We start from the raw sequence: 25,356 nt of genomic DNA, 5'->3' as shown, positions 1-25,356 counted from the left end.
TGTGCAGTCAACCGTCATGCCTACACATTAGACAGATGCGCTCATTTTGCAAGTGCAGTGCAGCAATGCACTCTTATGCAGCCACGAGAATGTAATCATACTGTTTTTGCCCGCGGCCGTGCTAAGGGCTGTGCGATCACCGCTTACCCCTTAATCACCTGACCCTGATGACAAAATCACCTAATCCTGCCGGTTTGAAGACAGCTGCCATTATCGTTGCCGCCGGCCGCGGCCTCCGCGCTGGCGCCGGTGGACCGAAGCAATATCGCATGATCGGAGGCCGCAGCGTTATCTCGCGGGCCATGGAGCCGTTTTGCAACCATCCCCAGGTCTTTGCGGTCCAGCCGATCACCAATCCTGACGATATCGCTGTGTTCAACGAGGCGGTCAGCGATTTGAGGTATCATGTTCCTGCCAATGGCGGTGCGACGCGTCAGGCGTCGGTGCATGCTGGACTCGAAGCACTGGCAGATCACGCGCCGGACATCGTGCTGATTCACGATGCAGCCCGCCCGTTCGTAACCCCTGCTTTGATCGAGCGCGCGATTGCCGCGGCACAGATCACTGGCGCTGCCGTGCCCGGTGTCGCCGTTACCGATACGATCAAACAGGTCAACGAGGCCGGACACGTGGAAGCGACGCCGGACCGTGCACGCTTGCGCAGCGCGCAAACGCCACAGGCATTTCGTTTTGATGTCATCCTTGAAGCGCATCGTCGTGCTGCAAAGGAAGGCCGCGATGATTTCACCGACGATGCCGCGCTCGCCGAATGGGCGGGATTGACCGTGGCAACCTTTGAAGGCGATCTTGCAAATATGAAGCTCACGACTCCCGAAGATTTCATTCGCGAAGAAGCGCGTCTCGCCGCCTCGCTCGGCGATATCCGCATGGGCACGGGCTATGACGTGCACGCCTTCGGCGACGGCGATCACCTGATGATCTGCGGCGTCCGTGTGCCGCATACGCGCGGCTTCCTTGCTCACTCAGATGGCGACGTCGGCTTGCATGCGCTGGTCGATGCGATCCTGGGCGCGCTGGCTGACGGCGATATCGGTTCGCACTTCCCGCCGACCGATCCGCAATGGAAGGGCGCGGCGTCCGACAAGTTCTTGAAATACGCCGTGGACCGCGTCGTCGCACGTGGCGGCCGTATCGCCAATCTCGAAGTGACGCTGATCTGCGAGCGGCCCAAGATTGGCCCGCTACGCGATGCGATGCGCGAGAAGATCAGCGAGATCTCCGGCGTGGCACTGTCACGCGTCGCGGTGAAGGCGACCACCAGCGAACGTCTCGGCTTCACCGGCCGTGAAGAAGGCATCGCCGCGACTGCGGCTGCCACCATTCGCCTTCCCTGGATGGACTGACATGGCAGCGAGCGACGCACGAGCCCTCTCCCGCGCGCTGCTCGATCTCTGCCGCAGCCGCAAGCTGACGATCGCGACCGCTGAGTCCTGCACCGGCGGCCTCGTCGCTGGCGCACTGACCGAAATTCCCGGCTCGTCCGACGTGATCGATCGCGGCTTCGTCACCTATTCCAATGCCGCCAAACACGCGATGCTCGGCGTCAAGACTGCGACGCTCGACAGTTTCGGTGCGGTCAGCAAGGAGACCGCGATCCAGATGGCGGTCGGTGCGCTCGAAGAAGCGGATGTCGATCTCGCGGTTTCGATCACCGGGATCGCAGGCCCCGGAGGCGCAACGCCGGGCAAGCCGGTCGGCCTCGTGCATTTTGCCGTTGCGTCGCGTGACGGCCGCATCGTCAACAAGGAATGCCGCTTCGGCGCCATCGGCCGCAGCGCGGTGCGTCAGCGCTCCGTGCTTGAAGCTCTGCGGATGCTGATGGAATTGGCACGTGGGCCACAGCCGCCGGCCAAGAAGCGCGAAGCTGCGAGTCTCGCGCGCCCGCGCGTGGCGCGTTCGCCGCGACGGACCGCCGTCAAACGACGCAGGCCGACCGCGCCACTAAAAAAGCCGACGACTAAGAAGTAGACGGAACGCCCGAGACGCGCGGGCTGCGATAAACTTCGTCCGCGCGCTTCTCGAAGGCTACAGCAAAGCGCTGGAATGCCGCGTCGAACATCGTGCCCATCAGCATCGCCAGCATGCGGCTCTTGAATTCATAGGCAATGAAGAAGCCCACATCGCATTCCCCGTCATCTGCCTTCGGCTCGAAGGTCCAGCGGTTTTCGAGATTGCTGAACGGACCGCGCAGATATTCGACCATGATCTTCAGGTTCGGCCGATCCAGCGTCACGCGGCTGGTGAAGGATTCCTGGACCAGCTTGAACGACACGGTCATGTCGGCAACGATGACCTCGGTGCCATTCTCGTGCGGCGTGCGCTGGCGAATCTTCAGCGACTTGCACAACGGCACGAATTCCGGATAGCGCTCGACATCGGCGACCAGATCGAACATCTGGGAGGCGCTGTGACGCACGCGGCGCTTGTTGGCAAATCTCGGCATCGTCGCGTTCTCAGCGCGCGAGAGCGGCGCGCGCAGCCTGCAGCTTGGCAAAATCCTCGCCGGCATGATGCGACGAGCGCGTCAGCGGGCTCGCCGACACCATCAGGAAGCCCTTGGTGTAGGCGACTTTCTCATAGCCGCTGAATTCATCGGGGGTGACATAGCGCGACACCACGTGATGCTTGCGCGTCGGCTGCAGATACTGGCCGATGGTCAGGAAGTCGATATCGGCCGAACGCATGTCGTCCATCACCTGCAACACTTCAGGGCGCTCCTCGCCGAGGCCGACCATGATGCCGGACTTGGTGAAGATGGTCGGGTCGAGTTCCTTGACCTTCTGCAGCAGGCGCAGCGAATGGAAATAGCGCGCGCCCGGTCGCACTGTCAGATAGCGCGACGGCACGGTTTCCAGATTGTGGTTGAACACATCGGGCTTCGCCGCGACGACGACTTCGAGGGCGCCCGGCTTGCGCAGGAAGTCAGGCGTCAGGATTTCGATGGTGGTCGTGGGACATGCCGCGCGGATCGCACGAATCGTCTGCGCAAAATGTTCGGCACCGCCATCGGCGAGATCGTCGCGGTCCACCGAGGTGATCACCACATGATGCAGGCCGAGCTTGCGCACGGCTTCGGCGACATGCTCGGGCTCCATTCCGTCGAGCGCGTTTGGCATGCCCGTCTTGACGTTGCAGAACGCACAGGCGCGGGTGCAGGTGTCACCCATGATCATGAAGGTGGCGTGTTTCTTCTGCCAGCACTCGCCAATATTCGGGCAGCCAGCTTCCTCGCACACGGTAACAAGGCCGTTTTCCTTGACGATCTTGCGGGTGTCGCCATAGCCACGGCTGGTTGGCGCACGGACCCGGATCCAGTCCGGCTTCGGCGGCGAGAACGAATCCGGCCGATTCACTTTTTCAGGGTGACGCGGGCGGAGCTGCGTGGTGGAAACGGTATCGAGGACGACGACCATGAACTGTCCGTTCTGAGTGAAGCCTTAGGTAATCCGCCGGGCCCTGTCCTGCAACCCGCCCTCGCCTTGCCCGGCCCTGCATCGTAACATAGCAGGCAGAATGGCTCCAAAATCTCACCAAATCCCCCAAAAGCTCGGCAAGGCACTCAAACGCAGCTTTTTCGCTCGGAGCGTGCACGATGTGGCCCCCGAACTGATCGGCGCGACGCTCCTGGTAGACGGCGTCGGCGGCGAGATCGTCGAGGTCGAGGCCTATCATCACACCGAGCCCGCGGCCCATTCCTTCAACGGGCAGACGCCGCGCAACCAGATCATGTTCGGGCCGCCCGGCTTTGCCTATGTGTACCGCTCCTACGGCATCCACTGGTGCGTGAATTTCGTCTGCGAGGCCGAGGGTTCGGCCAGCGCGGTGCTGATCCGGGCATTGCAACCGACCTTCGGGATTGGCGAGATGCAGCTGCGGCGCGGGCTGCAGGATGAGCGCATGCTGTGCTCCGGACCTGGCAAGGTCTGCCAGGCGCTGGGGATCAGCATCGCGCATAACGGGCTGGCTTTGGACAAGCCGCCGATTGCGATTCACGCAAGGACGGAAGTGCCGGACATTGTCGCCGGCATCCGCATCGGCATCACCAAGGCCGTGGAATTGCCGTGGCGATACGGGGTGAGAGGCTCAAAGTATCTGAGCAAGCCGTTTGCGAAGGTGTGAGCGGTAGGATGGGTAGAACGTCTTCGCGAAACCCATCAATCGCGAACAGGGAGGTGATGGGTTTCGCTGCGCTCTACCCATCCTACGATCAAACTCACACCGCGTTCTTGAGTCGCTCCAGCGCTTCTAGCGTCTTGGCCTTGCGGGCCTCGGCTGCCTCGCGCTTCTCGCGCTCTTCCTCGACGATCTCTTCCGCGGCGTTGGCGACGAATTTCTCGTTGGAGAGCTTGGCGTCGGCGCGCTTGATGTCGGCTTCGGCTTTCACCAGTTCCTTGTCGAGACGCGTCTTCTCGGCGCCGAGATTGATCACGCCCTTCAACGGCAGCGCTGCGACCTCGCCGCGGATCAGGAGCTGCACGGCGCCCTGCGGAGCGACATCGGCGAAGGATATGTCGCCGAGACGCGCGAGACGCTTGACGACATCGCTCCAACGCTGGGCACGGGCTTGAGTTTCCGCAGAAGCGCCGGCCAGCACCAGTGGCGTCAATGTTGCCGGCACGATGTTCATCTCGGCACGCACCGAACGAACCTCCGTCACCAGGTCGATGACCCAGCCGATTTCGGCTTCGGCGGCGTCATCCTTGAAGTCGGCGACTGGTTCGGAATCGCCCATCAGGATCGGTGCGACGATCGGATCGCTCGCGGCGGTCGCGATGATCAGGGCTTCCTGCTCGCGCGTCAGGCCGCTCGCCTTGCGGGACCATGGTGCAAGGGCCAGCAGACCGTCGCGCGGTGCGGTGACGGCCCAGAGTTCTTCCGTGATGAACGGCATGAACGGGTGCAGCAGCTTCAAGATCTCGTCGCGGGCCCAAGCGACCATCGCGCGGGTTTCGGTCTTGGCCGGACCGTCCTCGCCCATCATGAATGGCTTGGCGAGTTCGAGATACCAGTCGCAATACACGTTCCAGACGAAGCGATAGGCCGCGCCCGCCGCATCGTTGAAGCGATAGGCTTCGATGGCTTCGGTGACTTCGCGCGTTGCCTTCACGGTCTCATGCGCGATCCAGCGGTTGAGCACTTCCTTGGCCTTGGTCGGATCGAAGCCCGCCGGCAACACGCACTCGTTCATCTCGGCGAAACGGCAGGCATTCCAGAGCTTGGTCGCGAAGTTGCGATAGCCTTCGACGCGCTGGGTCGCGAGCTTGATGTCGCGGCCCTGTGCGGCCATCGCAGCCAGCGTAAAGCGTAGCGCGTCGGCGCCGTACTGGTCGATCAGGTTCAGGGGATCGATGACGTTGCCCTTCGACTTCGACATCTTGGCGCCCTTCTCGTCGCGGACGAGGGCGTGGATGTAGACGGTCGGGAACGGCACGTCCTTCTTGAAGTGCATGCCCATCATCATCATCCGGGCGACCCAGAAGAAGATGATGTCGAAGCCGGTGACCAGCACATTGGTGGGATAGTAGCGATCCACATCGACCGAGCTCTGCGGCCAGCCCAGCGTCGAGAACGGCCACAGCGCCGACGAGAACCAGGTGTCGAGCACGTCTTCATCGCGCGTGATGAAGCCCTCGCGCTTGACGGGATCGAGCGCCATCTCGTGGCCCTGCTCTTCCGTGATCACTTCCTGCTCGACATAATAGCCGAGCGCGTTGCCGACTGCTTCTTCCTCGGTCTCGGCGACGAACACCTTGCCGTCCGGACCGTACCAGGCCGGGATCTGATGGCCCCACCAGAGCTGGCGCGAGATGCACCATGGCTGGATGTTCTCCATCCACTCGTAATAGGTCTTTTCCCAGTTCTTCGGCACGAACTCGGTCGCGCCGGTGCGCACAGCGGCGATCGCCGGCTGCGCCATGGTCTTGGCGTCCACGTACCACTGGTCGGTCAGATAGGGCTCGATGACGACGCCGGAGCGATCGCCATGCGGCACCATATGCGTGTTGGGCTCGATCTTCTCCAGGAAGCCGAAATCTTCCAGCCGCTGCACGATGGTCTTGCGCGCCTTGAAGCGCTCCATGCCATGCAATTCTTCGACCAGCTCTGACGCTGCGACCGGCAGGCCGCGCAGATAGTCCTCGTTGTCGGCGAGTGCGAGCTTGCCTTCGATATCGAGGATGCTGATGCGTGCAAGGCCGTGGCGGTTGCCGACTTCGAAGTCGTTGAAGTCGTGCGCCGGCGTGATCTTCACCGCGCCGGAGCCCTTCTCCGGGTCCGAATATTCATCTGCGACGATCGGGATCAGGCGGCCGACCAGCGGCAGAACCACGTTCTTGCCGATCAGATGCGTGTAGCGTTCGTCATCCGGATTCACGGCGACGCCGCTGTCGCCGAGCATCGTCTCGGGACGCGTGGTCGCAACGGTGATGAACGAGGTCGGATCTTCCGGATCGAAGTTCTTGCCTTCGAGCGGATAGCGCAGATGCCAGAGGTTACCCTTGACCTCGACCTGCTGGACTTCGAGATCGGAAATCGCCGTCAGCAGCTTCGGATCCCAGTTCACAAGGCGCTTGTCCTTGTAGATCAGGCCCTCGCGGTGCAGCTGCACGAACACCTTGATGACGGCCTCGGACAGGCCCTCGTCCATGGTGAAGCGCTCGCGCGACCAGTCGCAGGAGGCGCCAAGGCGCTTCAACTGATTGACGATGACGCCGCCGCTCTCGGCCTTCCACTTCCAGACGCGTTCGAGAAATGCCTCGCGTCCCATGTCGCGGCGACCGGGCTCCTGGCGCTCCGTCAACTGGCGCTCGACCACCATCTGGGTCGCGATGCCCGCATGGTCGGTGCCGGGCTGCCACAGCACGTCGCGGCCGCGCATGCGCTCGAAACGACAGAGCACGTCCTGCAAAGTGTTGTTGAGGGCGTGGCCCATATGCAGCGAACCGGTGACGTTCGGCGGCGGGATCACGATCGTATAGGGCTCGGCATCCACCCGGTCCGCGCGGCCCGCCTTGAACGCGCCTTCGGCTTCCCAGGCAGCGGCGATGCGGGTCTCGATATCGGCGGGCTGATAGGTCTTTTCGATCATGACAATTCAATCAAATCAGGGGTTTTTGGCCACGGTTTTGAGGCCTGGGGCGAACGCAGGAAGCCGATGGCGCTAGAAACCCGCCAGCGCGGCTCAAGTCAACATATAGGGCTGTTTAGCCATCCCGGAGGGCCAAACGAAGGCCCCGAAGGGCCGTCGTTGCTTGTCTCGCGGGCCTAGCGGCCGCCGCCGCGTGAGACGCGCTCGATCTCGGCCTTGACGATACGCTCGACGAGGCCCGGCAGGTTGTCGTCCAGCCAGGACTTCAGCATCGGACGCAGCATCTCCTTGACGAGATCCTCAAGGGTCCGCGCGTTGTTGCTCAGGACCGTATTGGCCAGCGCATTGAAGGCCGACTCCACGGACGACACGGTGCTGTGTGACAGGATCTGCTGCTGTGGTGCGACCGGGGGCGGATCATAGGACGACGGGTCGAAGCGCGGTGCGGGTCGTTGGCTGCTGGCAGCGACCGCTTCGGCGAATTCGAGGTCGTCATCCGGCTCGACATGCTGGAATGCGGGTTCCGGCTCGGGGTCGGCGACCACCATCTCGTCGGTCAGTTCGAACACATCACCATCGGGCTGCGCCGGGCGCACCTCTTCCTCGGTGGTCGCGGCTTCCAGGCTGGCCAACATCGCGTCGATGTCGTCCTGGCTGTTGGAAGCAGCAGGCTCCGGCGGTGGTGGCGCGGGCTTCGGGGCTGGCGGCGGGGCTTTGGCGGCAGCAGCCTGCGCGGCAGGAATCGCCGACGGCGGAATGTCTGTCATCGCAGCAGGCTTGGATGCAGGAGCCGGCTTGGGTGGCGGTGGAGGAGCAACTTCAGCAACGGCCGGCTTCGCTTCATCGTCGGCGATGATACGTCGGATCGACGCCAGAATCTCCTCCATCGAGGGCTCCTGGACCTTTGCAGGTTGCGTCATGTCCGACTCCGCATCATCAACGCTCTCGTCAATATTTTACACCAGACGAGGCTGAATTTGCGGGTTGTCGTTTTGACGACCGTTCGATTCAGCGCGCAAGCCTGACTTGTCCCCAAGATCAAGCGACGCCTGACCACCAACTGTCGCGCGGGAAATGCCCAAGGAACTAGGAGAGGCATTCCGAATCGCTAAGCCAGCAATGCAAACGGTACGTCATCGGACAAATTGATTGCAAGCAAAGGGCCGCACAAGCGGCCCTTTCGATACGATATCAGGTGATATCTGAGCGCGTTAGCGCCCGTCGGGTGTACGCACGCCGACCCAGCTATCGCGCACCTGATGATAGTGCACGCTGGGGTCATACACATTGGTGTTCAGCTTCATCACCGTCGGTGACAGACGACCGACTGCGTTAAGCACCGAGTACGATGCCACCACACGATCATGCTGCGCGGTGACAAGCGCGACGCGCGCGTTCACCAGCGCCTGCTGCGCGTTCAACACGTCGAGCGTGGTGCGCTGGCCGGCTTTGGCTTCTTCGCGAACGCCGTTCAGCGCGATTTCGGAAGCCTGCACCTGCGCCTGCGCGGACGAGACCTGCGCCCTGCCCGCCAGCAACTGACCCCAGGCCTGTACGACGCTCGCGCGGGTCTGATCGCGCACCTGCTCCAGTGCTAGACGCTGCTGGGCCAGCGTTTCCTTGGACTGCCGGATCAGCGAATATTCCGCGCCGCCCTGGTAAACCGGGATGGACACTTGCGCTATGCCTGATGCCGTCAAACCGCGCGGCTGCGAAATCGACTGTTCCCAACCCTGCTGGATGTTGGCCTGCAAGGTCACGCTCGGGAACAGAGCGCCTTCGTTGACCTTCACATTGAGGAAGCTGACGTCGATACCGAACATCGCCGCGGTGACGTTGGGGTTTTCGACGAGGCCGAGATCGACGGCGCCGGGCAGCGTATTCGGAAGGAAGCGATCAACGGGCGAACCCGCCTGCAGGTTGCTCGGTTCGTTGCCGATGATACGGCGGAAGTTCGAGCGCGTGGTGGTGAGATTCGACTCGGCGGTCAGCAACTGGGTGCGGCCGGCAGCGAGCTGGGCTTCGGACTGCGCCACGTCGGTACGGGTGACTTCGCCGACATTGAAGCGATCGCGGGTCTGCTTCAGCGTCTGCTCGAGCACACGCACGTTGCTCTTCTGCACCTCGACCACGGCCGAGTCGCGCAGATAGTCCATGTAGATGGTCGCGGCGGAGAGGATCACTGACTGTTCAAGCACGCGCAGACCTTCGCGCGCAGCCGACACCTGTCCCTCGGCGGCACGTGTGCGGTTCGCCGTCTGCTGGCCGTTGTACACATTCTGAGTGATGGTCGCGCCAACGGCGCGGGGAACCTGCACGCCGTGAATTGCGGTCGCAGTACCTGCAATGCTGTTGACCGCGTCCGTGTACTGATAACCGCCGCTCGCGGTGATAGCGACCCTCGGCCGATAACCCGACAAAGCCTGCGGCACGTTCTCGTCAGTGACGCGCACCGAAGCGCGCTGGGCATTCAATTGAGGATTGTTCTGATAAGCGCGAACCAACGCCGCTTCGATCGTGTCAGCCAGAACGGGTGACGCTCCGGCAAATGCCAGCAAAAGGGCCGCAGCTGCAGCACCGGTGAGAGCTTTTACGCCGCCCATTCTTGGTAATCCATTCATGCCGTTCACTGATCCGGGCGCACACTTATGGCGACCGAACAGATGATGTCCGTTAGCGAGTCTCCACTCACCATATTCCGCGCATTGGCGAGACGGAACCTCTCGTGGAAACTTGACAGTGAAAACTTGGCGAATGGGACATCCAAGCCACACTTGTAATTACCGCTGGCGATATTAGCGGTGCCCCGATGCCCGATAAGGCGGACAGTCAGCCCTAGAAAACGAATGCCGGGAGCTTTTCCATGCCCGGCAGGACCGGTGCGGTAGCATCGAACAGCGGGCGGGAGCCAAAATCCTCGTGGGAATGGGTCACGATCACGGCGCGGGCGGGCTTGGTCAGGGCGAATACGCCCACTAGCTGACCATCGGGGGCCAGCTGCTTGTAAAGCCCGGTCGGGACGACTTCCGTCGCGCCGGCCAGAACGATCAGATCATAGGGGCCGCTCGCGGCATCGCCATCGGCCGGCATACCGACCGCGCTGGTGACCTGCCCGGCAAACTGGGCGATGACGGCGGCCGCATAGCCCGTGGGGCAACCAACCACCAGAACCTTGTCGGTCGCCTTTACGTCGGAGGCCTGCAGCATCCGCGCCAGCACCACCGGCTTGATTAGAAAGCGATTCGGGGCGACTTCCAGGTCGAGGTCCAGATAGGCCATGGCGCGCTGGCTGGCAGGAACGAACTCCTCGCGCGGCACCGCAAGCATGGCGTCGATAATGCGCAAATCGGTGACGTCGCTGGGACGCACCTGACCATCAACCATCTTCTGGCGTGCGGTCGAAAAGTCGGACATGAGCAATCCCTTGCAAACGGCTGGAAGTTCCTTTTGCAGGAATTACGGCAGCGCACAGCGGGATGCAAGGTTCGTAAAAACACGGCAGCCAAAGCGCTATCGAGGCGGTCCCGAGCGCGGTTTCTGGCAGCCATTTTTGCGGAAGGATGTTTGGCTCCCCGGGCTGGATTCGAACCAGCGACCATTCGATTAACAGTCGAATGCTCTACCGCTGAGCTACCAGGGAACGTGCGAAGCTTGTTCGCAGGCCGCAGCGTATAACAAAGCGATCCGCGCTTGGAAAGCAGGAAATGCAGCTTGTCGCACGGCAACCGCCAATCCGGGAAAACTCAGGAAATGCCTGATGTTACGGGATCTTCTTGAGGTGTGGCCCGTTCCAGTCGGGACCATGTCGCATATGAGCGAAGAATAATCTTTCCAACCGTGTCGCTATTTAGTCTTATTGCACCGCAAGACTGCCCTTCGCGACGTTGAACAAGTTCCGAATCGAACGAGGTGACCGATGCCAGCCACGCACACCGACCGCGCGCTTCCGACCGACCTCAACTCCCTGCCCTTTATCAGTGATGACGAATGCGTCACCCGGCTCGCCGAAGCCGTCGAGGCGCATGACAGCGATCACCTCGATGAGGTGGCGCTCCTGATCGGGCGCCTCGCGGTGCCGATCGAAATCTAGGGAATCACGTTGCCCGGGGCCATTGTCTCCGGGATTACGTCCCGGGAATCACATTCCGACGCCGAGGAAGTCCCGCATCAGATCGGGACTGGCATTGAGGTCAGCCGGCGTGCCTTCGAACACCACGTGGCCGTTATTGAGCCCATAGACGCGGTTGGCGAAACTCAATGCCGCCGCAACGTTCTGCTCGACCACAATCATGGTGCGGCCCTCGGCGGCGAGATTGCGTGAGACCTCGACGAGATCACGCACGATCAGCGGCGCCAGGCCCTCGAACGGCTCGTCCAGCAGGATGATGCGTGCATCACGGATCAACGCGCGGGCAATCGCCAGCATCTGCTGCTCGCCGCCCGACAGCGTGCGTCCGGCCGACTTGTGGCGCTCCTTGAGGCGCGGAAACACGTCGTAGATGCGATCGTAGGACCAGGCATTCGGCGCCGTTAGCGCTGCGATGCGCAGGTTTTCCTCGACCGTCAGGCCGCCAAAAATGGCGCGCTCTTCCGGCACCAGTTGAACGCCCATGCTGGCGATGGCCGAGGGCGGCAAGCCCTCGATGGATTTGCCATCGAGACGGATATGGCCGCTGCGCGGCGACAGCACGCCCATGATCGAGCGCAGCGTCGTGGTCTTGCCGGCGCCGTTGCGGCCGAGCAGTGCCACGACCTCGCCCTGCTCGACCCTGATCGACAGGTCGAACAGCACGTGGGAATCGCCATACAGCGTATTGATCTTGTCGACTTCAAGCAGGCTCATGCGCGTGCAGCCCTCCCAGATAGGCGTCCTGCACGGCCGGATTGCGCCGGATCTCGTCGGCGGTGCCGTCCGCCAGCAGCCGGCCCTCATAGAGAACGGTGATGCGCTCGGCGAGTTCGAATATGGCGTCGAGATCGTGCTCGACGATGACCACGGTTCGCGAGCGCCCGATGTCGCGAATGAAGGCGCAGGTCGCGATGCGTTCTGCCGGGCTCATGCCGGCCAGCGGTTCGTCCAGCAGCAATACGTTCGGGCTGGTGGCCAGCGCCATGCCGATCTCAAGCCGGCGCTTTTCGCCGTAGGCCAGAATATGCGCCGGCGTGTCGGCGCGCTGGACGAGATTGAGCAGGCTGAGGATCGAGGCGATCTGCTCCTCGACGTCGGGAATGCTGCCGGCTCCGCGCAACAGGTCAAAGCGCATTGGGCCGCGACGGCGTGCCAGTGCCGCGATCCGCAGGTTCTTGCGCACCGACAGGTTGGGAAACAGCTGATTGAGCTGATTGCTCTTGGCGATGCCGAGCTGCGCGGCGCTGCTGACGCCGACGCCCGTGATTTTCTCGCCGAACAGCAGGACCTCGCCGGAGGACGGGCTGACTTCGTCGAGCAGCATCTTGAACAGCGTGCTCTTGCCGGCGCCATTCGGGCCGATCACCGCATGGATCGAGCCGCGGCGGACCTTGAAGGAGACGCCATCGACGGCTTTGAGGCCACCATAGTGCCGCGCCAGAGATCTGGCTTCGAGTGCAATGTCGCTATCACCTGTCATGGGCTCGGCAAGGGTCAGCCTGACCTCCCTGGGCGGCGCGGTGGGCCTAATCGCTGCATCAATATTATGCGCCTCGATGGCTTCAGTTTTGGCCGCGGCCGCACGTGCGGCAGCCAGATTACGGCGTTCGTTCCACCAATGGGCGATCTCGCCGCAGATGCCGCGGCGCAGCCCGATCACCAGAATGATGAAGGCGATGCCGAGCACCAGCTTCCACAGGATCGCAAAGCCCGGAATGAGCTGCAGATTGTCGCGCAGCCAGAGCCAGACAGCCGCGCCGACCAGCGGACCAATCAGCGTGCCGGCACCGCCGACAATGGTCTGAACTACGAGCTGTCCCGACGTCTCCAGCGAGAACGCATCCGGCGGCATGTAGCTCTGGAACGAGCCGAGCAGACCGCCGGCAAGGCCCGCATAGAGCGCGGCGATGACGAAGGCCGTCAGTTTGTAGGCCGGCACGTTATGGCCAAGCATTGCGACGCGACCGGTGTTCTCCTTGATCGCCAACAGGATTGCACCGACCGGCGAACCCACGATGCGGCGCGCCAGCACGTAACCGAGGAAGAAGATCGCTGCGAACAAGATATACATCGGCATGCCCGCGCTGATGCGGATCGCACTGGCGCCGAAGCCGAGCACCGGCACCGGCACGCCGGGGATTCCGTTCTCGCCGCCGGTATAGTCCGACAGCGGCGAATTCTCGATGAAATAGGCCATCTGGCCGAAGGCCAGCGTAATCATTGTGAAATAGATGCCGATACGGCGCACGGCGAACCAGCCGACCAGGAGGCCGAACAGGCCGGCTGCAACGGTGCCGATCGCCAGCGCCAGCCAGACGCTATCGATGGTGTGGGACACCAGCAGATAGGCGCTGACAAAGCCGCCGACGCCGAAAAATGCGGCCTGTCCAAAGGACAGCAGGCCCGTCAGGCCGAACAGGATATCGAAGCCGAGGCCGATCAGGCCCCAGTTCAACACACGTGTCAGCAGATCGGTCGAGAAACCGAGATGCGGAAACACGATGGGTGCCACGATCAGCGTGCACAGCACCGCGAGTTCGGGAAGCCAGCCCCGCAAGCCGCCGGAACGAGGACGCATCATGCGCGGCCTTCCGAACCGAACAGGCCTTGCGGGCGCATGATCAGCAGCACCGCCATCAGCGCGTAGAGCATCACTTCCGAATAGGACGAGTTGAAAGCACTGGTCAGGCTGATGATCTCGCCCGCGATCAGGCCGCCGATGACTGCGCCCGGGAACGAGCCGAGGCCGCCGAGCACGATGACCACGAAAGACTGCGCCATGAAATTGGCGCCCATGTCCGGCGTCACGGCCACGACCGGCGCATAGAGCATGCCGGCGAGACCGACGGCGACAACGCCGATGGCGAAGACCAGCAGGAAGGCGCGGCGCACATTGATGCCGAGGATGCCGACCATGCCGGGATTCTCGATGCCGGCGCGAACCACAAGGCCCATCGAGGTGCGATAGAGCACGAGATAGAGACTGAGCAGCAGCCCGGCAATGATGGCGATCAGTTGCAGGCGATAAGTCGGATAGATCAGGAAGCCCATCTGGGTCGCGCCCTGCCCCCAGGACGGCACCGGCACACGCTGCGCATTGCCGCCGAAGGCTGCACGCACGCATTCGACGAGCACGATGCCCACGCCGTAAGTGACAAGGATCTGATCCTCATGCGGCCGGTCGTAGAAATAACGGATGATGATGCGTTCCAGCAAGAAGCCGAGCACCAGCATGAAGCCGCAGCCGACGACGATCGCGAGCACGAAAGACGACGTGTATTGCAGCAGGACGAAAGCGGCATAGGCGCCCACGGCGAACAGCGCGCCGTGAGCGAAGTTGAGGACGCCAAGCGTGCCCAGGATGATCGTCAGCCCGCTACTGACGAGGGCCAGCAGTGTGCCGAGGGCCAGGCCATTAAAGGCCTGGGAGATGAGGACGGGCCAGCTTGGCATGGTGATCCTTAGGTGTAGGGGCCGAGCTTGCAGCCGAAGAAGTCCGGCGCGTTCATCACGCTCTCGCCATCCGCAATATCGACGATCTCGTAGAAGTCTTCCTTGTTCTTCATCTCGGACGGCTTCTTGCCGCGCAGGATCGGGATCGGCCGCACCATCTGGTGATCTTCGGCGCGGAAATAGACCTTGCCGATGGTCGTCTCGTAAGGCTGCACCTTGGAGCTCTCCATCGCCTTGATCACATCGACCGGATTGAACGTACCGGCGCGTTCGACCGACATCGCCCACAGATAGGTCTGCATGTAGCCGATATGCGCGCCCCAGCGCGGATAGTACTTGTTCTGCGCCACGAAGCTCTCGACGAAGGTCTTGGCGAGCGGATAGGTGTCCTGCAGTCCCCACCAGAAGTCGCAGCTGCCATAGACGCCCTGCATCAGCTCGGCGCCGAGCTCCTTGTCCTGAAACGAGGACAGGTTCGGCACCACAAGCTTCATGCGCTTGAGCACGCCGAACTGTTCGGCCTGCTTGGTCGAAGCGACCGCATCGCCGCCGAAGGCGATGTTGACGAATACGTCCGCGCCGCTATTGGCGATGTTCAGGAGCGCCGACGAATAGTCGGTGGTGCCGAGCGGCACGACTTCCTTGGCGACTTGCTTCCAGCCCTGCTCCGCCGAGAACTTGGCGAAGCTGTCATAGACGGTATGGCCATAGGTGTAGTCAGGCACGAGGAAGGCCGACTTCACGTTCTTGCCGAGCGCCTTGGCGACGACGGGCGCCATCGCTTTCGCGGCCATGTAAGCGTTCTGCTGCGAGCGGAAGCCGTAGCGCTGGCAGTTCTTGCCAGTGATGTCGTTGGAGCCGGCGATGCCGACCATGTACAGCACCTTCTCGCGCGAACCGAGTTCTTCGAGCGCGATGGCGCTGGCTGATGACACCGAGCCCGACACCATGATCGCCTTGTCGCGCTGGATGAACTGCGTCGCGCTCTGCACGTCGAGGTTGGGCTTACCTTCGGTGTCGGAGACCTTGTACTTGATCTGCCGGCCGAGCACGCCCTTGCCCTTGAGGCCCCACTTCTGCGCGATGTCGCCGCCGGCATTGATCTGCGCGATGGCCAGTTCATAGCCGAGCTTGAGATCTCCGCCGTCGCCCGAGAACACACCGGTGAGCGGTATGGTCAGACCGACGAAGACCGAATCCGCAGTGACGCCTTCCGGAAATGTGCCGATCGTCGCCGGCGATTGCGCGAACGCGCTGCCTGGAAGCATGAGGCCCGCGGCAGTGCCGACTCCCCCGAGCAAAAGCTGTCGACGGTCAAACTGCATGACACACCCTTCTGGTTCGATCACCGCCGCCATTGGCCGGTGAGCTGCGATGGGGGCTGGCCCCCGCGAAATTGAGCTTCTGGAACGGCATGCCGTCGCGACTCTCGTGGTGCCTGCGAGATCATCGCAAGAGCCTCATTCATGGTCACTCGCTGAACCCGGACTTCCGGCAGCGCTGCGTCCGCAAAGCGAGAGAGACGGATCGTTCTTTGTTCCCGTCAGGCTAGGTTGCTTCGGATCGCACGGGGTATAGACAATCCTGCAAAGGGCCTTGCAGACTGGCTTTTCCACCGCGACAAGGCGTCCCAGTAGCGCGTGCTGGCACAGCTCTTGCTGTTAACTCTGCATGGAAAACTTCAAATCGCTCGATTGGGACGACCTCAAGGTCTTCATTCACGCGGCGCGCGGCGGCAGCCTTGGCAGTGCGGCCAAGCGCCTCCGGGTCGATCAATCCACCATCAGTCGCCGCATCGCGCATCTCGAGAGCACGCTGGGTGTGGCGCTGTTCGAGCGATTGCCGTCCGGACTGAAGGTCAACGAGACCGGCGACCGCCTGCTCTGCCATGCCGAGCGGATCGAGAGCGCCGTGATCGCCATGCGGGAAGACGTGCAATGCGGCGGCAGCCGTATGGCTGGCCGGGTCCGTCTTGCCACGATGGAAGGCATCGCCTCGCTCTACCTCGCCTACCGCTTCGTCGAATTGCGCAAACAGCATCCCGACCTGACCGTCGAGCTGCTGACGTCACCGCAGAGCGTCTCGGTGAACCGGCGCGAGGCCGATCTGTTTCTGAGCTTCTTCCGCCCGACCGGTCAGGGCATGGTGTCCGAGCGGATCGGCTGCTTTCAGCTCGGGCTCTATGCGTCGCAAGAGTATCTCGACGCGCATGGCGTGCCGAAGAGCCCATCCGAACTCACAAAGCACAGCTTCGTCACCTATATCGACGACCAGATCCAGCTCGACTCCGTGCGCTGGCTCGATGACATCATCAAGAGCCCGCCGGTTTCGTTCCATTCCAACAGCATGTGCGCGCAGATGAACGCTGCGGCCGGCGGCATTGGGCTTGTACTGCTGCCAAGTTTTGCAACGGCGCGTCGCCCCGACCTGATCCCGGTGCTGCACGACAAGCTGTCCACCACGCGAGAGCTGTGGATCAACGTCCATAACGATCTGCAATTCGTGCCGCGCATCCGCGCGGTATCGAGCTTCCTGAAATCGACCTTCAAGGCGGATCCCCTGATGCAGGCCAGCACCAGGGGCCGCAAGATGCTGGATACGCTCCTGGAGACAGACACACCCGTTACAGCCCAGACAGTTTAATGTTACCGTCGGCGATGCTTGATCGGCGTTCGCGAGCCACGCCATTGATCCAGTGAGGTAAACGTCCCGGTAACCATGACGGGCCTCGCGTGTGGATCGGTACAATTTGAACGATCCATTCAACAGCCCAACAAAGGCTTTGCGTCAGATTGCTCCCAAGACAGGGAGCTAAAAGATGAGCGAAGCCGAATTTGACTATCTGCTGGAGACAGTCCGAGCCGAAATCGAGGCCGATGTGCGGGACGATCTGCGCAGCCAGGAAATGTTCTTCGCCCCGATTCCGACCGCTGCGAACGACAATGACGGCCCCTGGCCGCTGATTCCGTTTCCGGATGGCTGGCAGGCCTCCTGCTGATCTTGTGTCGGTATGTCGGACCCCATGAAAGATTTCAGCCGGGCATTGCCTAAATGGCGAACGGTCTGTAACTAACCCGCTATGGGGCCATGTGGCGGAATGGTTACGCGCCGGTCTGCAAAACCGTTTATTCGGGTTCGATTCCCGACGTGGCCTCCATCAATCCAATCAATAACTTAGCCTGCCAGACCCGCGATCGGGCGCGACTGCTATGAGTGGTGCGCTGCAACACTTCGCTTGGCAAGATTGGAGTATTGATCGTAGCATCCTGCCAACCCTAGGGGGCACGATGAACATCCGGGTCTTGATCGCAACGTTGCTGATGACCTCGCCAGGCTGGGCCCAGGCCAAACCGCCCGTTCCGGCCCGCACCGATCCCTGCGCGCCGATCGGCCGGACCGCCGACGGCCAGTTGGTCTACTCCCTGAAGTGCGAGAAGCTGCCGGTTCCAGTGGTGCCGCCGCAGGCTGCAGCCCCGGCACCGCCTCCCGCACCCGTCGTGGAAGAAGCTCGCGGCGGACTGTTCCGCAATCCGTTTCCGTCGCTCGTCAGACCGTCATCATCGAGTGACGAGCGTGAAGCCGGCGTCGGTCCGCCGCCCAGCAGCCGATAGGCCGGGATCAATCAAAACCGAACGCGATCAGGCGTGCTTCTTACGCCGCCAGTCGCGCTTGGGTTTGGGCTTTGGCGCCAGTTCCGGCATGACGGTCTGGGCTTCGCGATATTTCGCCAGCATCCGCTCGAAAGCCTCGTTCAGCGTGGTCTCGATCTCCGGCTTCCGTTCGAGGCTGGCCAGCAACATCCCCGCGGCTTCGATGGTCGACAGGCCGTCCTTGCGCGGTTCGCGGCGCAGCTTGCCGTAAAGCGACGGTTTGGCCGGTCCGAGGATCACGCGCTGGCATTTCAGCATCCAGGCATTGCGCCACCACAGCGCCTTGGCTTGGCTCCAGGTGCCGTCGAGCAGCACGATGCCCTGGATGTCTTTCAGCAATGCGCGCTGGTTTTCCTCAGCCTGACCCTTGCGGTCGATGGCGAGGATATCCCGGTCAGTCTCGTAATCGGTGACCTTGGCCGAGCCGAGATAGAGGATCGCCCAACGCGCGGGATCCGCGACCGGCTTGCCCAGCGCCTTGGCGAGGCTCGGCCAGGACAGGCCGATCTTGACCGTGGCCTTCTTGAAATGAAGCGCCGCGACGCGGGCGGTGCCCAGCGCCCTGTCCTGCTCCTGCGGATGCTGCAGGATCAGGAGCTCGATCTTGTTGTCGATGGGCGTAATGCTGTCGCAGATGCACAGCGGCATCGGCTTGTGGCAATGCGGACATTCCGGGATCGCTTCAGCGACCTCAGCGGCTTGCAGATCTGATTTCTTGGACATTGCCCGCTATACGCCGCGTGGCCCGAGGCTTCAACCGCCGTGACGCCCGGATTTTTGCTATTCGGCAGGCGCAGGTAGCGGTGCCGGGCGGAAGCGGTTACGCAGCCGGTCGATCAGGAGATAGATCACCGGCGTGGTGTAAAGCGTCAGCACCTGCGAGACGAACAACCCGCCGATGATGGTGATGCCCAGCGGGCGGCGCAGTTCCGTGCCCGGCCCGGTCGCGATGACCAGCGGGATCGCGGCGAACACCGCGGCCAATGACGTCATCAGGATTGGGCGGAAGCGCACGGTGCAGGCCTCGAAGATCGCCTCGGCGGGCGACAGTCCGCGATGCCGCTCCGCCTCGATGGCGAAGTCGACCATCATGATTCCGTTCTTCTTGACGATGCCGATGAGGAGAATGATCCCGACGAAGGCGATCACGGTCAGCGGCGTGTTGGTGATCTGCAACGCCAGCAATGCGCCGAGCCCCGCCGAGGGCAACGTCGAGATGATAGTCAGAGGATGCACCAGGCTCTCATAGAGCACCCCGAGCACGATATACATTGCGATGAGCGCGCCGAGGATCAGCAGCGGCTGCCGCCCCGTGGTCTTGCTGAAGTCACCGGCATTGCCATCGAAGCCGCCCCGGATTCCTTCCGGCATATGCAGTTCGTCGACCGCGCGCTGGATGTTGCCTGTCACGGCATCGAGCTGCACGCCAGGTAGCGTGTTGAACGACACCGTCGTCGACGGGAACCCCTGCGAGTGGAACACCGCCAGCGCCGACAACGTGCGCGACATGCGCACAACCGCCGACAGCGGCACCTGCGACCCATTCAGACCCGCGACATAGATGCGATCGAGATCGGACGGATCGTTCTGGAATTTCGGATCGATTTCCAGCACCACCTTATACTGGTTGCGCTGGGTGTAGATCGTCGAGATCTGTCGCTGCGAGAACGCGTTGTTGAGCGCGTTATCGATGTCCTGCACCTTGACGCCGAGGCTCGATGCCATCTTGCGGTCTATGGTCAGCGTCAATTGCAATCCGCCGGGATCGCGGTCGCTCGACACGTCGGTGATGCCCTCAACGCTCTCCAGCCGCTTGCCGACCAGCGGTGCCCATTTCTGCAGGAGATCGAGATTGGTCGAGGTCAGCGTGTATTGATAGTTGGAGTCGCTCTGGCGCCCGCCGGCACGCAGATCCTGGGCAGCAAACATGAAGAGACGGATACCGGGGACCGCGCTGAGCTTCGGACGCAACCGGTTGATGACGTCTTCGGTCGACGCTCCGTTGCGCTCCTCTGGTGGTTTCAAGGCGATAAACATGGTGCCCCGGTTGGCGCCGCCGCCGCCCGGCCCGCCAGTGCCGCCAAGCGACGAACCGATACTGGCCACGCCGGGATCGCTCAGCACGAGATCAGCCATATGCTGCTGCAATCCGAGCATCGCCTGAAACGAGACATCGGCCGATGCGCGCGTTGCGCCGATCACGAAGCCACTGTCGTCGTTCGGGAAAAAACCTTTCGGCGTCTTGATGTAGAGTGTGACCGTCAGCGCGATGGTGGCGAAGAACACCAACAGCGTCAGGAGTGGAAAACCCAGCACCACATGCAGCGTGCGTTCATAGAACGCCACGACGCGTGACAGCGTGCCTTCGACGATACGGTCGAAACGGGTCTCGGTGCTCGACAGACCGCTTTTGATATATTGCGCACAGATCATCGGTGTCACCGTCAGCGATACCAGCGTCGAGACGACAATCGAGAATGTCAGCGTCAAAGAGAATTCGCGCAGCAATCGGCCGACCAGACCATCCATAAAGATTAGCGGGATGAAGGCGGCGATCAGCGACAGGCTGATCGACAGCACCGTGAAGCCGATCTGCCTGGCGCCGCCGAGCGCCGCCTGCATCGGCGCCATGCCCTCTTCAAGATTGCGGTACATGTTCTCGATCATGACGATGGCGTCGTCGACCACGAAGCCGACAGAGATCGCCAGCGCCATCAGCGACAGGTTGTTGATCGAGAAGCCGGCCAGCCACATGCCGACGCAGGTACCGGCCAGCGCCAGCGGCACCGAGACGCCGGCCGCGATGGTGGGCGTGCCACGACGCAGGAACAGGAACACCACGGCCATCACCAGTACGGCCGTGGCAAATAGCGTCCACTCCATGTCCTCGACCGAGGCGCGAATGGTACCCGTGCGGTCGGTCAGAACCGAAATCTCGATCCCCGCGGGAATCCATTGTTTCAGATCGGGGATCAGCGCTTTCACGCGATCGACGGTGTCGATGACATTGGCGTCGCCCTGTTTGGTGATCTGGATGAGCACCGCCGGCTGCTTGTTGAACCAGGCAACCGAGCGACTGTTGCGCGTCGCATCCTGAACATCGGCGACATCAGACAGCCGCAGATAATTGCCGTTCGAACTCTTGACGATGATCTCGCGAAATTCTTCCGCCGTGCGCATCTGCGGATTCATCGAGATCGTCTCGCTCTGCCGCGATCCTTGGAAGATGCCGACAGGACCAAGCGGATTGGCATTGACGATGGCGGTGCGCACGTCGTCGGTGGCTATCCCGGCATTCGACAGCGCGACCGGATTGAGCTGGATGCGCACCGCGGGCTGGTCGGCGCCGCTGGCAGTGACTTCGCCGACCCCCGGCACCTGCGACAGCCGCTGTACGATCACGGTATCGGCGACGTCGTAGATCGCGGAGGCCGACATGGTTGGCGACGTCAAAGCGAGAATGAAGACAGGCGCGGCGGACGGGTTGGCCTTGCGGAACGTAGGCAGTGTCGGAAGATCGGTTGGCAGATCGGCCATCGACGCATTGATCGCGGCTTGCACGTCACGCGCGGCGCGATCGACATCGCGGCCGATCGCGAACTGCAACTGAATACTGGTCGAGCCGAGCGAACTCGTTGAGGTGATCTGATCGAGGCCGGCAATGATGCCCAGACGTCGTTCTAGGGGCGCTGCGACGGTCGCCGCCATGATCGACGGATCGGCGCCCGGGCGCGACGCCTGTACGCGGATCATCGGAAAATCGACATTGGGTGTCGCGGCGACCGGCAGGAAGTGATAGGCGACGACGCCGAGAAGAAACAGTCCGATCGCCAGCAACGTGGTGCCGACCGGCCGCATGATGAATGGCGCTGAGATGGAGATGGAAGCCACTAGGGCGGCCCCCCTGCTCCCGCCGTTCCGGCTGCACCCGCAACGGGCGGCGCACTCTTCTCGAACCGGCGGTTGATGCGATCCAGCGCCAGATAGATCACCGGCGTGGTGTAGAGCGTCAGGATCTGGCTGAGCAGCAGACCGCCGATGATCGAGACACCGAGCGGGAAGCGCAGCTCTGCGCCGGTGCCACTTTCGATCGCCAGCGGCAACGCACCAAACAATGCCGCCAGCGTCGTCATCATGATGGGCCGGAACCGCAGTAGACAGGCTTCGACGATCGCCGCTTCCGGTGCCATGCCGCGATTGCGCTCTGCATCCAGCGCGAAGTCGATCATCATGATCGCGTTCTTCTTGACGATGCCCATCAAGAGGATGATGCCGATCAGGCCGATCACCGACAGGTCCTGCCCGGTCAGCATCAGGGCCAGGATCGCACCGACACCGGCGGACGGCAGCGTCGAGAGAATGGTGATCGGATGGATGTAACTCTCATAGAGCACACCGAGCACAATATAGATCGTCACCAGCGCCGCGAGGATCAGCCAAGGCTGCCCTGACAGCGACTTGGAGAATTCCGCAGCATCGCCGGAGAACATCCCGACAATGCTGGTCGGCATGCCGATCCGGGTCTCGATCTTTTTGACCTCCTCAACCGCATCGCCGAGCGCCTCGTTAGGCCCGAGGTTGAAGCTGAGCGAGATCGCGGGGAATTGCGCCTGATGCGAGATCGCCAGTGGCGCCGTGGTACGCGTCAATGTAGCTACGGCAGACAGCGGCACCTGCGCGCCGGCCACACCCGGCAGATACAGTTTCGACAGCACATCGGGATCGCGCTGCTGTGACGGCAATGCCTCCAGCACAACGCGGTACTGATTGGCCTGTCCGTAGATGGTCGAAATCTGGCGCTGCGCGAAGGCGTCATTCAGCGTGTCGGTGACGCCCTGCAGATTGACGCCGAGCTGACCGGCGCGCTGCCGGTTGATATCGAGCGAGGCCCGCAGTCCACCGGTCTGGGCTTCCGAGGATACGTCTCGAAACATCGGATCGCGGCGCAATTCAGCAACCAGCTTCTGTGACCACTCGGTCACCTGCGCCGCATCAGTCCCGGTCAACGTATATTGATATTGCGAGCGACTACTCTGCGTACTGATCTGGATGTCCTGGACGGGCTGGAAATACACGGTCATGCCCGGGATCGCCGCGACGCGATCCTTGAGCCGCGCGATCACGGCGGTCATGTCATCCTTGCGCTCGCCGCGCGGCTTCAGGGTCATCACCAGCCGGCCGACATTGGTGGTCGGATTGACCGAGCCGCCGCCGATCACCGAGATGATTCCCGTCACATCCGGATCGGCCTGGATCGCTGCGGCTGCCGCGCCCTGCCGGCTCTGCATTTCTGCGAAGGACACGTCGGCACCAGCCTCCGTCACAGCCGTGATCGAGGCGGTGTCCTGCAGCGGCAGGAAGCCCTTGGGGGCGATGACATAGAGGCCCAGCGTTGCAACGATGGTCAGGAACGTGACGACCAGCGTCGCTGGCTGATGCTGCAACACCCACAGCAGCGTGCGGTGATAGAATGCCACCATACGGTCGATGAAGCGGCTAACGGCTCCCAGACCCGGCACCTGCCATTCATCCTTGGTGTGCTTCAAAAGCCGCGAGCACATCATCGGCGTCAACGTCAGCGAGACCACGGCGGACATGACCACGGCGATGGTCAGCGTCATCGCAAACTCGCGGAACATGCGGCCCACGAGGCCGGACATGAATAGTAGCGGGATAAACACCGCGATCAGTGACACCGTCAGAGAGATCACCGTGAAGCCGATTTCCTTCGCTCCCGCCAGCGCCGCTTCCATCGGGCTCTCGCCATCTTCCATGTGACGGACGATGTTCTCGATCATCACGATGGCGTCGTCGACCACGAAACCGGTGCCGATGGTCAGCGCCATCAGGCTGAGATTGTCGAGGCTGAAGCCGGCGAAATACATCACGCCGAAGGACGTGATCAGCGACAGCGGCAGCGCTACGCCGGCAATCAGCGTTGCACGCAGCGACCGGAGGAACAGCAGCACCACCAAAGTCACGAGGATCACGGACAGCACCAGCGTGAATTGCACGTCATGGACCGAGGCGCGAATGGTCACGGTGCGGTCGCTCACGATGGTCAGCTTGACACCGGCCGGCATCGAGCGCTGCACCTTCGGAATTTCCTCGCGTATCTGGCGAACGACCTCGATGACATTTGCACCGGGTTGACGCTGGATCTCGATGATCACGGCGGGCGTGCCTTGATACCAACCGCCCGTGCGGTCGTTTTCCAGGCCGTCGACAATCTGGGCGATGTCGCCGATGGTGACAGGGGATCCGTTGCGATAAGCGATAATGATCGGCCGATACTGATCCGCCGCCGCAATCTGGTCGTTCGCGGCAATGGTGTAGGCCTGCTGCGCGCCATCGAGCGAGCCCTTGGGACCCGACACATTGGCGCCGGCGATCGCTGCGCGCAGATCTTCCATCGCGATGCCGTAGGCAGCGAGCCGCGCCAGATCCGCCTGCACCCGCACCGCTGGCTTCAAGCCGCCAAGCACGGCAACCTTGCCGACACCCGAAATCTGACTGAGCCGCTGCGCCAGCAATGTGTCGGACAGGTCGCTCATCGATCGCAGCGAGATGGTGTCCGAGGTCAGCGCCAATGTCATCACCGGCGCGTCGGCCGGATTGACCTTCGCGTAGACCGGCGGATATGGCAGGTTTTTCGGCAAAACGCCGGCGGCCGCATTGATCGCCGCCTGCACGTCCTGGGTCGCGCCATCGATGTCGCGGTTCAGGTCGAACTGCAGCGAAATCTGGCTGACGCCGAACGAGCTCGTCGAGGTCATCGATGCCAGTGACGGAATCTGTCCGAGCTGACGTTCCAGAGGCGCGGTGATCAGCGACGCTGTCACTTCGGGGCTCGCGCCCGGCAATTGCGTCGAGACCTGCACGGTCGGGAAATCGACCTGCGGCAGCGCCGATACCGGAAGCCCGAAGTAGCCAAGCGCGCCACCGATCAACAACGCGATGCCGAGCAGCGACGTCGCGATAGGCCGGCGGATGAAGGGTTCCGAGACGCTCATGAC

The 25,356-nt window shown here is 62.4% G+C and carries 20 protein-coding genes and 2 tRNA genes; 8 read left to right on the top strand and 14 right to left on the bottom strand.

The annotated features are described in order from the left end of the window. Nucleotides 1–167 precede the first annotated feature (167 nt). Together AB8A23_RS20540 and AB8A23_RS20535 are read left to right on the top strand one after the other, a co-directional pair. Nucleotides 168–1,364 (top strand): bifunctional 2-C-methyl-D-erythritol 4-phosphate cytidylyltransferase/2-C-methyl-D-erythritol 2,4-cyclodiphosphate synthase, encoded by a 1,197-nt coding sequence (locus AB8A23_RS20540; RefSeq protein WP_439058400.1) that lies wholly within the window; start codon nt 168–170, stop codon nt 1,362–1,364. 1 nt (nt 1,365) lies between these two features. Then, on the top strand, nt 1,366–1,989 hold the full coding sequence (locus AB8A23_RS20535; protein WP_093758557.1) for a CinA family protein: 624 nt from the start codon (nt 1,366–1,368) through the stop codon (nt 1,987–1,989). On the opposite strand, the gene AB8A23_RS20530 is transcribed toward AB8A23_RS20535, so the two are convergent. Together AB8A23_RS20530 and lipA are read right to left on the bottom strand one after the other, a co-directional pair. Further along, nucleotides 1,979–2,464, bottom strand: coding sequence for a type II toxin-antitoxin system RatA family toxin (locus tag AB8A23_RS20530; protein WP_439058401.1), 486 nt, complete (start codon nt 2,462–2,464; stop codon nt 1,979–1,981). The genes AB8A23_RS20535 and AB8A23_RS20530 overlap by 11 nt on opposite strands. Before the next feature lie 10 nt (nt 2,465–2,474). Then, the gene (lipA, locus tag AB8A23_RS20525) at nt 2,475–3,434 is read right to left on the bottom strand and encodes a lipoyl synthase (protein WP_184516693.1); all 960 of its coding nucleotides are present in this window, start codon (nt 3,432–3,434) and stop codon (nt 2,475–2,477) included. Nucleotides 3,435–3,534: 100 nt separating this feature from the next. Between lipA and AB8A23_RS20520 the strand changes: the two genes are divergently transcribed. Beyond that, nucleotides 3,535–4,140 (top strand): DNA-3-methyladenine glycosylase, encoded by a 606-nt coding sequence (locus AB8A23_RS20520; RefSeq protein WP_439058402.1) that lies wholly within the window; start codon nt 3,535–3,537, stop codon nt 4,138–4,140. Nucleotides 4,141–4,234: 94 nt separating this feature from the next. Here AB8A23_RS20520 and AB8A23_RS20515 read toward each other — a convergent pair whose 3' ends face one another. From AB8A23_RS20515 to AB8A23_RS20495, 5 genes are all read right to left on the bottom strand, one after another. Then, nucleotides 4,235–7,108: a valine--tRNA ligase gene (locus tag AB8A23_RS20515; protein WP_439058403.1), complete on the bottom strand. Its 2,874-nt coding sequence runs from the start codon at nt 7,106–7,108 to the stop codon at nt 4,235–4,237. 176 nt (nt 7,109–7,284) lie between these two features. Beyond that, nucleotides 7,285–8,028 (bottom strand): PopZ family protein, encoded by a 744-nt coding sequence (locus AB8A23_RS20510; protein ID WP_439058404.1) that lies wholly within the window; start codon nt 8,026–8,028, stop codon nt 7,285–7,287. Nucleotides 8,029–8,319: 291 nt separating this feature from the next. Next, complete coding sequence (locus tag AB8A23_RS20505) at nt 8,320–9,711, bottom strand: TolC family outer membrane protein (protein WP_093758553.1); 1,392 nt, start codon at nt 9,709–9,711, stop codon at nt 8,320–8,322. Between the two features lie 232 nt (nt 9,712–9,943). Beyond that, entirely contained in the window at nt 9,944–10,522 is a 579-nt protein-coding gene (locus AB8A23_RS20500; protein ID WP_439058405.1) for a protein-L-isoaspartate O-methyltransferase family protein, read from the bottom strand. Between the two features lie 151 nt (nt 10,523–10,673). Next, nucleotides 10,674–10,748 (bottom strand) — tRNA-Asn (locus AB8A23_RS20495). Nucleotides 10,749–11,024: 276 nt separating this feature from the next. Here AB8A23_RS20495 and AB8A23_RS20490 point away from each other — a divergent pair. Next, complete coding sequence (locus tag AB8A23_RS20490; RefSeq protein ID WP_170849674.1) at nt 11,025–11,198, top strand: hypothetical protein; 174 nt, start codon at nt 11,025–11,027, stop codon at nt 11,196–11,198. 48 nt (nt 11,199–11,246) lie between these two features. Here AB8A23_RS20490 and AB8A23_RS20485 read toward each other — a convergent pair whose 3' ends face one another. Genes AB8A23_RS20485 through AB8A23_RS20470 form a run of 4 tightly spaced genes read right to left on the bottom strand, consistent with a single transcriptional unit; the run spans nt 11,247 to nt 16,015 of the window. Continuing rightward, nucleotides 11,247–11,951 (bottom strand): ABC transporter ATP-binding protein, encoded by a 705-nt coding sequence (locus tag AB8A23_RS20485; protein ID WP_439058406.1) that lies wholly within the window; start codon nt 11,949–11,951, stop codon nt 11,247–11,249. Then, nucleotides 11,938–13,818, bottom strand: a complete 1,881-nt coding sequence (locus AB8A23_RS20480) for a branched-chain amino acid ABC transporter ATP-binding protein/permease (RefSeq protein WP_439058407.1) — start codon at nt 13,816–13,818, stop codon at nt 11,938–11,940. The genes AB8A23_RS20485 and AB8A23_RS20480 overlap by 14 nt, the downstream gene beginning before the upstream one ends. Next, a complete protein-coding gene (locus AB8A23_RS20475) occupies nt 13,815–14,690 on the bottom strand; it encodes a branched-chain amino acid ABC transporter permease (RefSeq protein WP_175368999.1) in 876 nt (291 codons plus the stop codon). The genes AB8A23_RS20480 and AB8A23_RS20475 overlap by 4 nt, the downstream gene beginning before the upstream one ends. 8 nt (nt 14,691–14,698) lie before the next feature. Beyond that, nucleotides 14,699–16,015, bottom strand: a complete 1,317-nt coding sequence (locus AB8A23_RS20470; protein ID WP_175368998.1) for an ABC transporter substrate-binding protein — start codon at nt 16,013–16,015, stop codon at nt 14,699–14,701. Nucleotides 16,016–16,361: 346 nt separating this feature from the next. Here AB8A23_RS20470 and AB8A23_RS20465 point away from each other — a divergent pair, with 346 nt between their 5' ends. From AB8A23_RS20465 to AB8A23_RS20450, 4 genes are all read left to right on the top strand, one after another. Further along, nucleotides 16,362–17,333, top strand: coding sequence for a LysR family transcriptional regulator (locus tag AB8A23_RS20465; RefSeq protein ID WP_175368997.1), 972 nt, complete (start codon nt 16,362–16,364; stop codon nt 17,331–17,333). A 175-nt stretch (nt 17,334–17,508) separates the two neighbouring features. Beyond that, nucleotides 17,509–17,688, top strand: coding sequence for a hypothetical protein (locus tag AB8A23_RS20460; RefSeq protein WP_068736432.1), 180 nt, complete (start codon nt 17,509–17,511; stop codon nt 17,686–17,688). An 85-nt stretch (nt 17,689–17,773) separates the two neighbouring features. Continuing rightward, nucleotides 17,774–17,847: transfer RNA gene (locus AB8A23_RS20455), tRNA-Cys, on the top strand. A 130-nt stretch (nt 17,848–17,977) separates the two neighbouring features. After that, nucleotides 17,978–18,301: a hypothetical protein gene (locus tag AB8A23_RS20450; protein ID WP_175368861.1), complete on the top strand. Its 324-nt coding sequence runs from the start codon at nt 17,978–17,980 to the stop codon at nt 18,299–18,301. 27 nt (nt 18,302–18,328) lie between these two features. Here AB8A23_RS20450 and AB8A23_RS20445 read toward each other — a convergent pair whose 3' ends face one another. Genes AB8A23_RS20445 through AB8A23_RS20435 form a run of 3 tightly spaced genes read right to left on the bottom strand, consistent with a single transcriptional unit; the run spans nt 18,329 to nt 25,353 of the window. Next, complete coding sequence (locus AB8A23_RS20445; protein WP_175368996.1) at nt 18,329–19,063, bottom strand: tRNA-uridine aminocarboxypropyltransferase; 735 nt, start codon at nt 19,061–19,063, stop codon at nt 18,329–18,331. 57 nt (nt 19,064–19,120) lie between these two features. Beyond that, complete coding sequence (locus tag AB8A23_RS20440; protein WP_175369133.1) at nt 19,121–22,198, bottom strand: efflux RND transporter permease subunit; 3,078 nt, start codon at nt 22,196–22,198, stop codon at nt 19,121–19,123. Nucleotides 22,199–22,230: 32 nt separating this feature from the next. Next, the gene (locus tag AB8A23_RS20435) at nt 22,231–25,353 is read right to left on the bottom strand and encodes an efflux RND transporter permease subunit (protein ID WP_439058408.1); all 3,123 of its coding nucleotides are present in this window, start codon (nt 25,351–25,353) and stop codon (nt 22,231–22,233) included. Between the last annotated feature and the right edge of the window lie 3 nt (nt 25,354–25,356).

This window comes from Tardiphaga sp. 619_E2_N8_4, assembly GCF_051810905.1.
Classification (GTDB): domain Bacteria; phylum Pseudomonadota; class Alphaproteobacteria; order Rhizobiales; family Xanthobacteraceae; genus Tardiphaga; species Tardiphaga robiniae.
Note: the sequence above shows the minus strand (reverse complement) of the source record. Positions and strands in the feature narration are given on the sequence as shown.

Excerpts from the sequence above, each read along its gene's own strand:
- AB8A23_RS20540 (WP_439058400.1), top strand. The coding sequence starts at position 168 with ATGACAAAATCACCTAATCCTGCCGGTTTGAAGACAGCTGCCATTATC.
- AB8A23_RS20535 (WP_093758557.1), top strand. The coding sequence starts at position 1,366 with ATGGCAGCGAGCGACGCACGAGCCCTCTCCCGCGCGCTGCTCGATCTC.
- AB8A23_RS20530 (WP_439058401.1), bottom strand. The coding sequence starts at position 2,464 with ATGCCGAGATTTGCCAACAAGCGCCGCGTGCGTCACAGCGCCTCCCAG.
- lipA (WP_184516693.1), bottom strand. The coding sequence starts at position 3,434 with ATGGTCGTCGTCCTCGATACCGTTTCCACCACGCAGCTCCGCCCGCGT.
- AB8A23_RS20520 (WP_439058402.1), top strand. The coding sequence starts at position 3,535 with ATGGCTCCAAAATCTCACCAAATCCCCCAAAAGCTCGGCAAGGCACTC.
- AB8A23_RS20515 (WP_439058403.1), bottom strand. The coding sequence starts at position 7,108 with ATGATCGAAAAGACCTATCAGCCCGCCGATATCGAGACCCGCATCGCC.
- AB8A23_RS20510 (WP_439058404.1), bottom strand. The coding sequence starts at position 8,028 with ATGACGCAACCTGCAAAGGTCCAGGAGCCCTCGATGGAGGAGATTCTG.
- AB8A23_RS20505 (WP_093758553.1), bottom strand. The coding sequence starts at position 9,711 with ATGGGCGGCGTAAAAGCTCTCACCGGTGCTGCAGCTGCGGCCCTTTTG.
- AB8A23_RS20500 (WP_439058405.1), bottom strand. The coding sequence starts at position 10,522 with ATGTCCGACTTTTCGACCGCACGCCAGAAGATGGTTGATGGTCAGGTG.
- AB8A23_RS20490 (WP_170849674.1), top strand. The coding sequence starts at position 11,025 with ATGCCAGCCACGCACACCGACCGCGCGCTTCCGACCGACCTCAACTCC.
- AB8A23_RS20485 (WP_439058406.1), bottom strand. The coding sequence starts at position 11,951 with ATGAGCCTGCTTGAAGTCGACAAGATCAATACGCTGTATGGCGATTCC.
- AB8A23_RS20480 (WP_439058407.1), bottom strand. The coding sequence starts at position 13,818 with ATGATGCGTCCTCGTTCCGGCGGCTTGCGGGGCTGGCTTCCCGAACTC.
- AB8A23_RS20475 (WP_175368999.1), bottom strand. The coding sequence starts at position 14,690 with ATGCCAAGCTGGCCCGTCCTCATCTCCCAGGCCTTTAATGGCCTGGCC.
- AB8A23_RS20470 (WP_175368998.1), bottom strand. The coding sequence starts at position 16,015 with ATGCAGTTTGACCGTCGACAGCTTTTGCTCGGGGGAGTCGGCACTGCC.
- AB8A23_RS20465 (WP_175368997.1), top strand. The coding sequence starts at position 16,362 with ATGGAAAACTTCAAATCGCTCGATTGGGACGACCTCAAGGTCTTCATT.
- AB8A23_RS20460 (WP_068736432.1), top strand. The coding sequence starts at position 17,509 with ATGAGCGAAGCCGAATTTGACTATCTGCTGGAGACAGTCCGAGCCGAA.
- AB8A23_RS20450 (WP_175368861.1), top strand. The coding sequence starts at position 17,978 with ATGAACATCCGGGTCTTGATCGCAACGTTGCTGATGACCTCGCCAGGC.
- AB8A23_RS20445 (WP_175368996.1), bottom strand. The coding sequence starts at position 19,063 with ATGTCCAAGAAATCAGATCTGCAAGCCGCTGAGGTCGCTGAAGCGATC.
- AB8A23_RS20440 (WP_175369133.1), bottom strand. The coding sequence starts at position 22,198 with ATGCGGCCGGTCGGCACCACGTTGCTGGCGATCGGACTGTTTCTTCTC.
- AB8A23_RS20435 (WP_439058408.1), bottom strand. The coding sequence starts at position 25,353 with ATGAGCGTCTCGGAACCCTTCATCCGCCGGCCTATCGCGACGTCGCTG.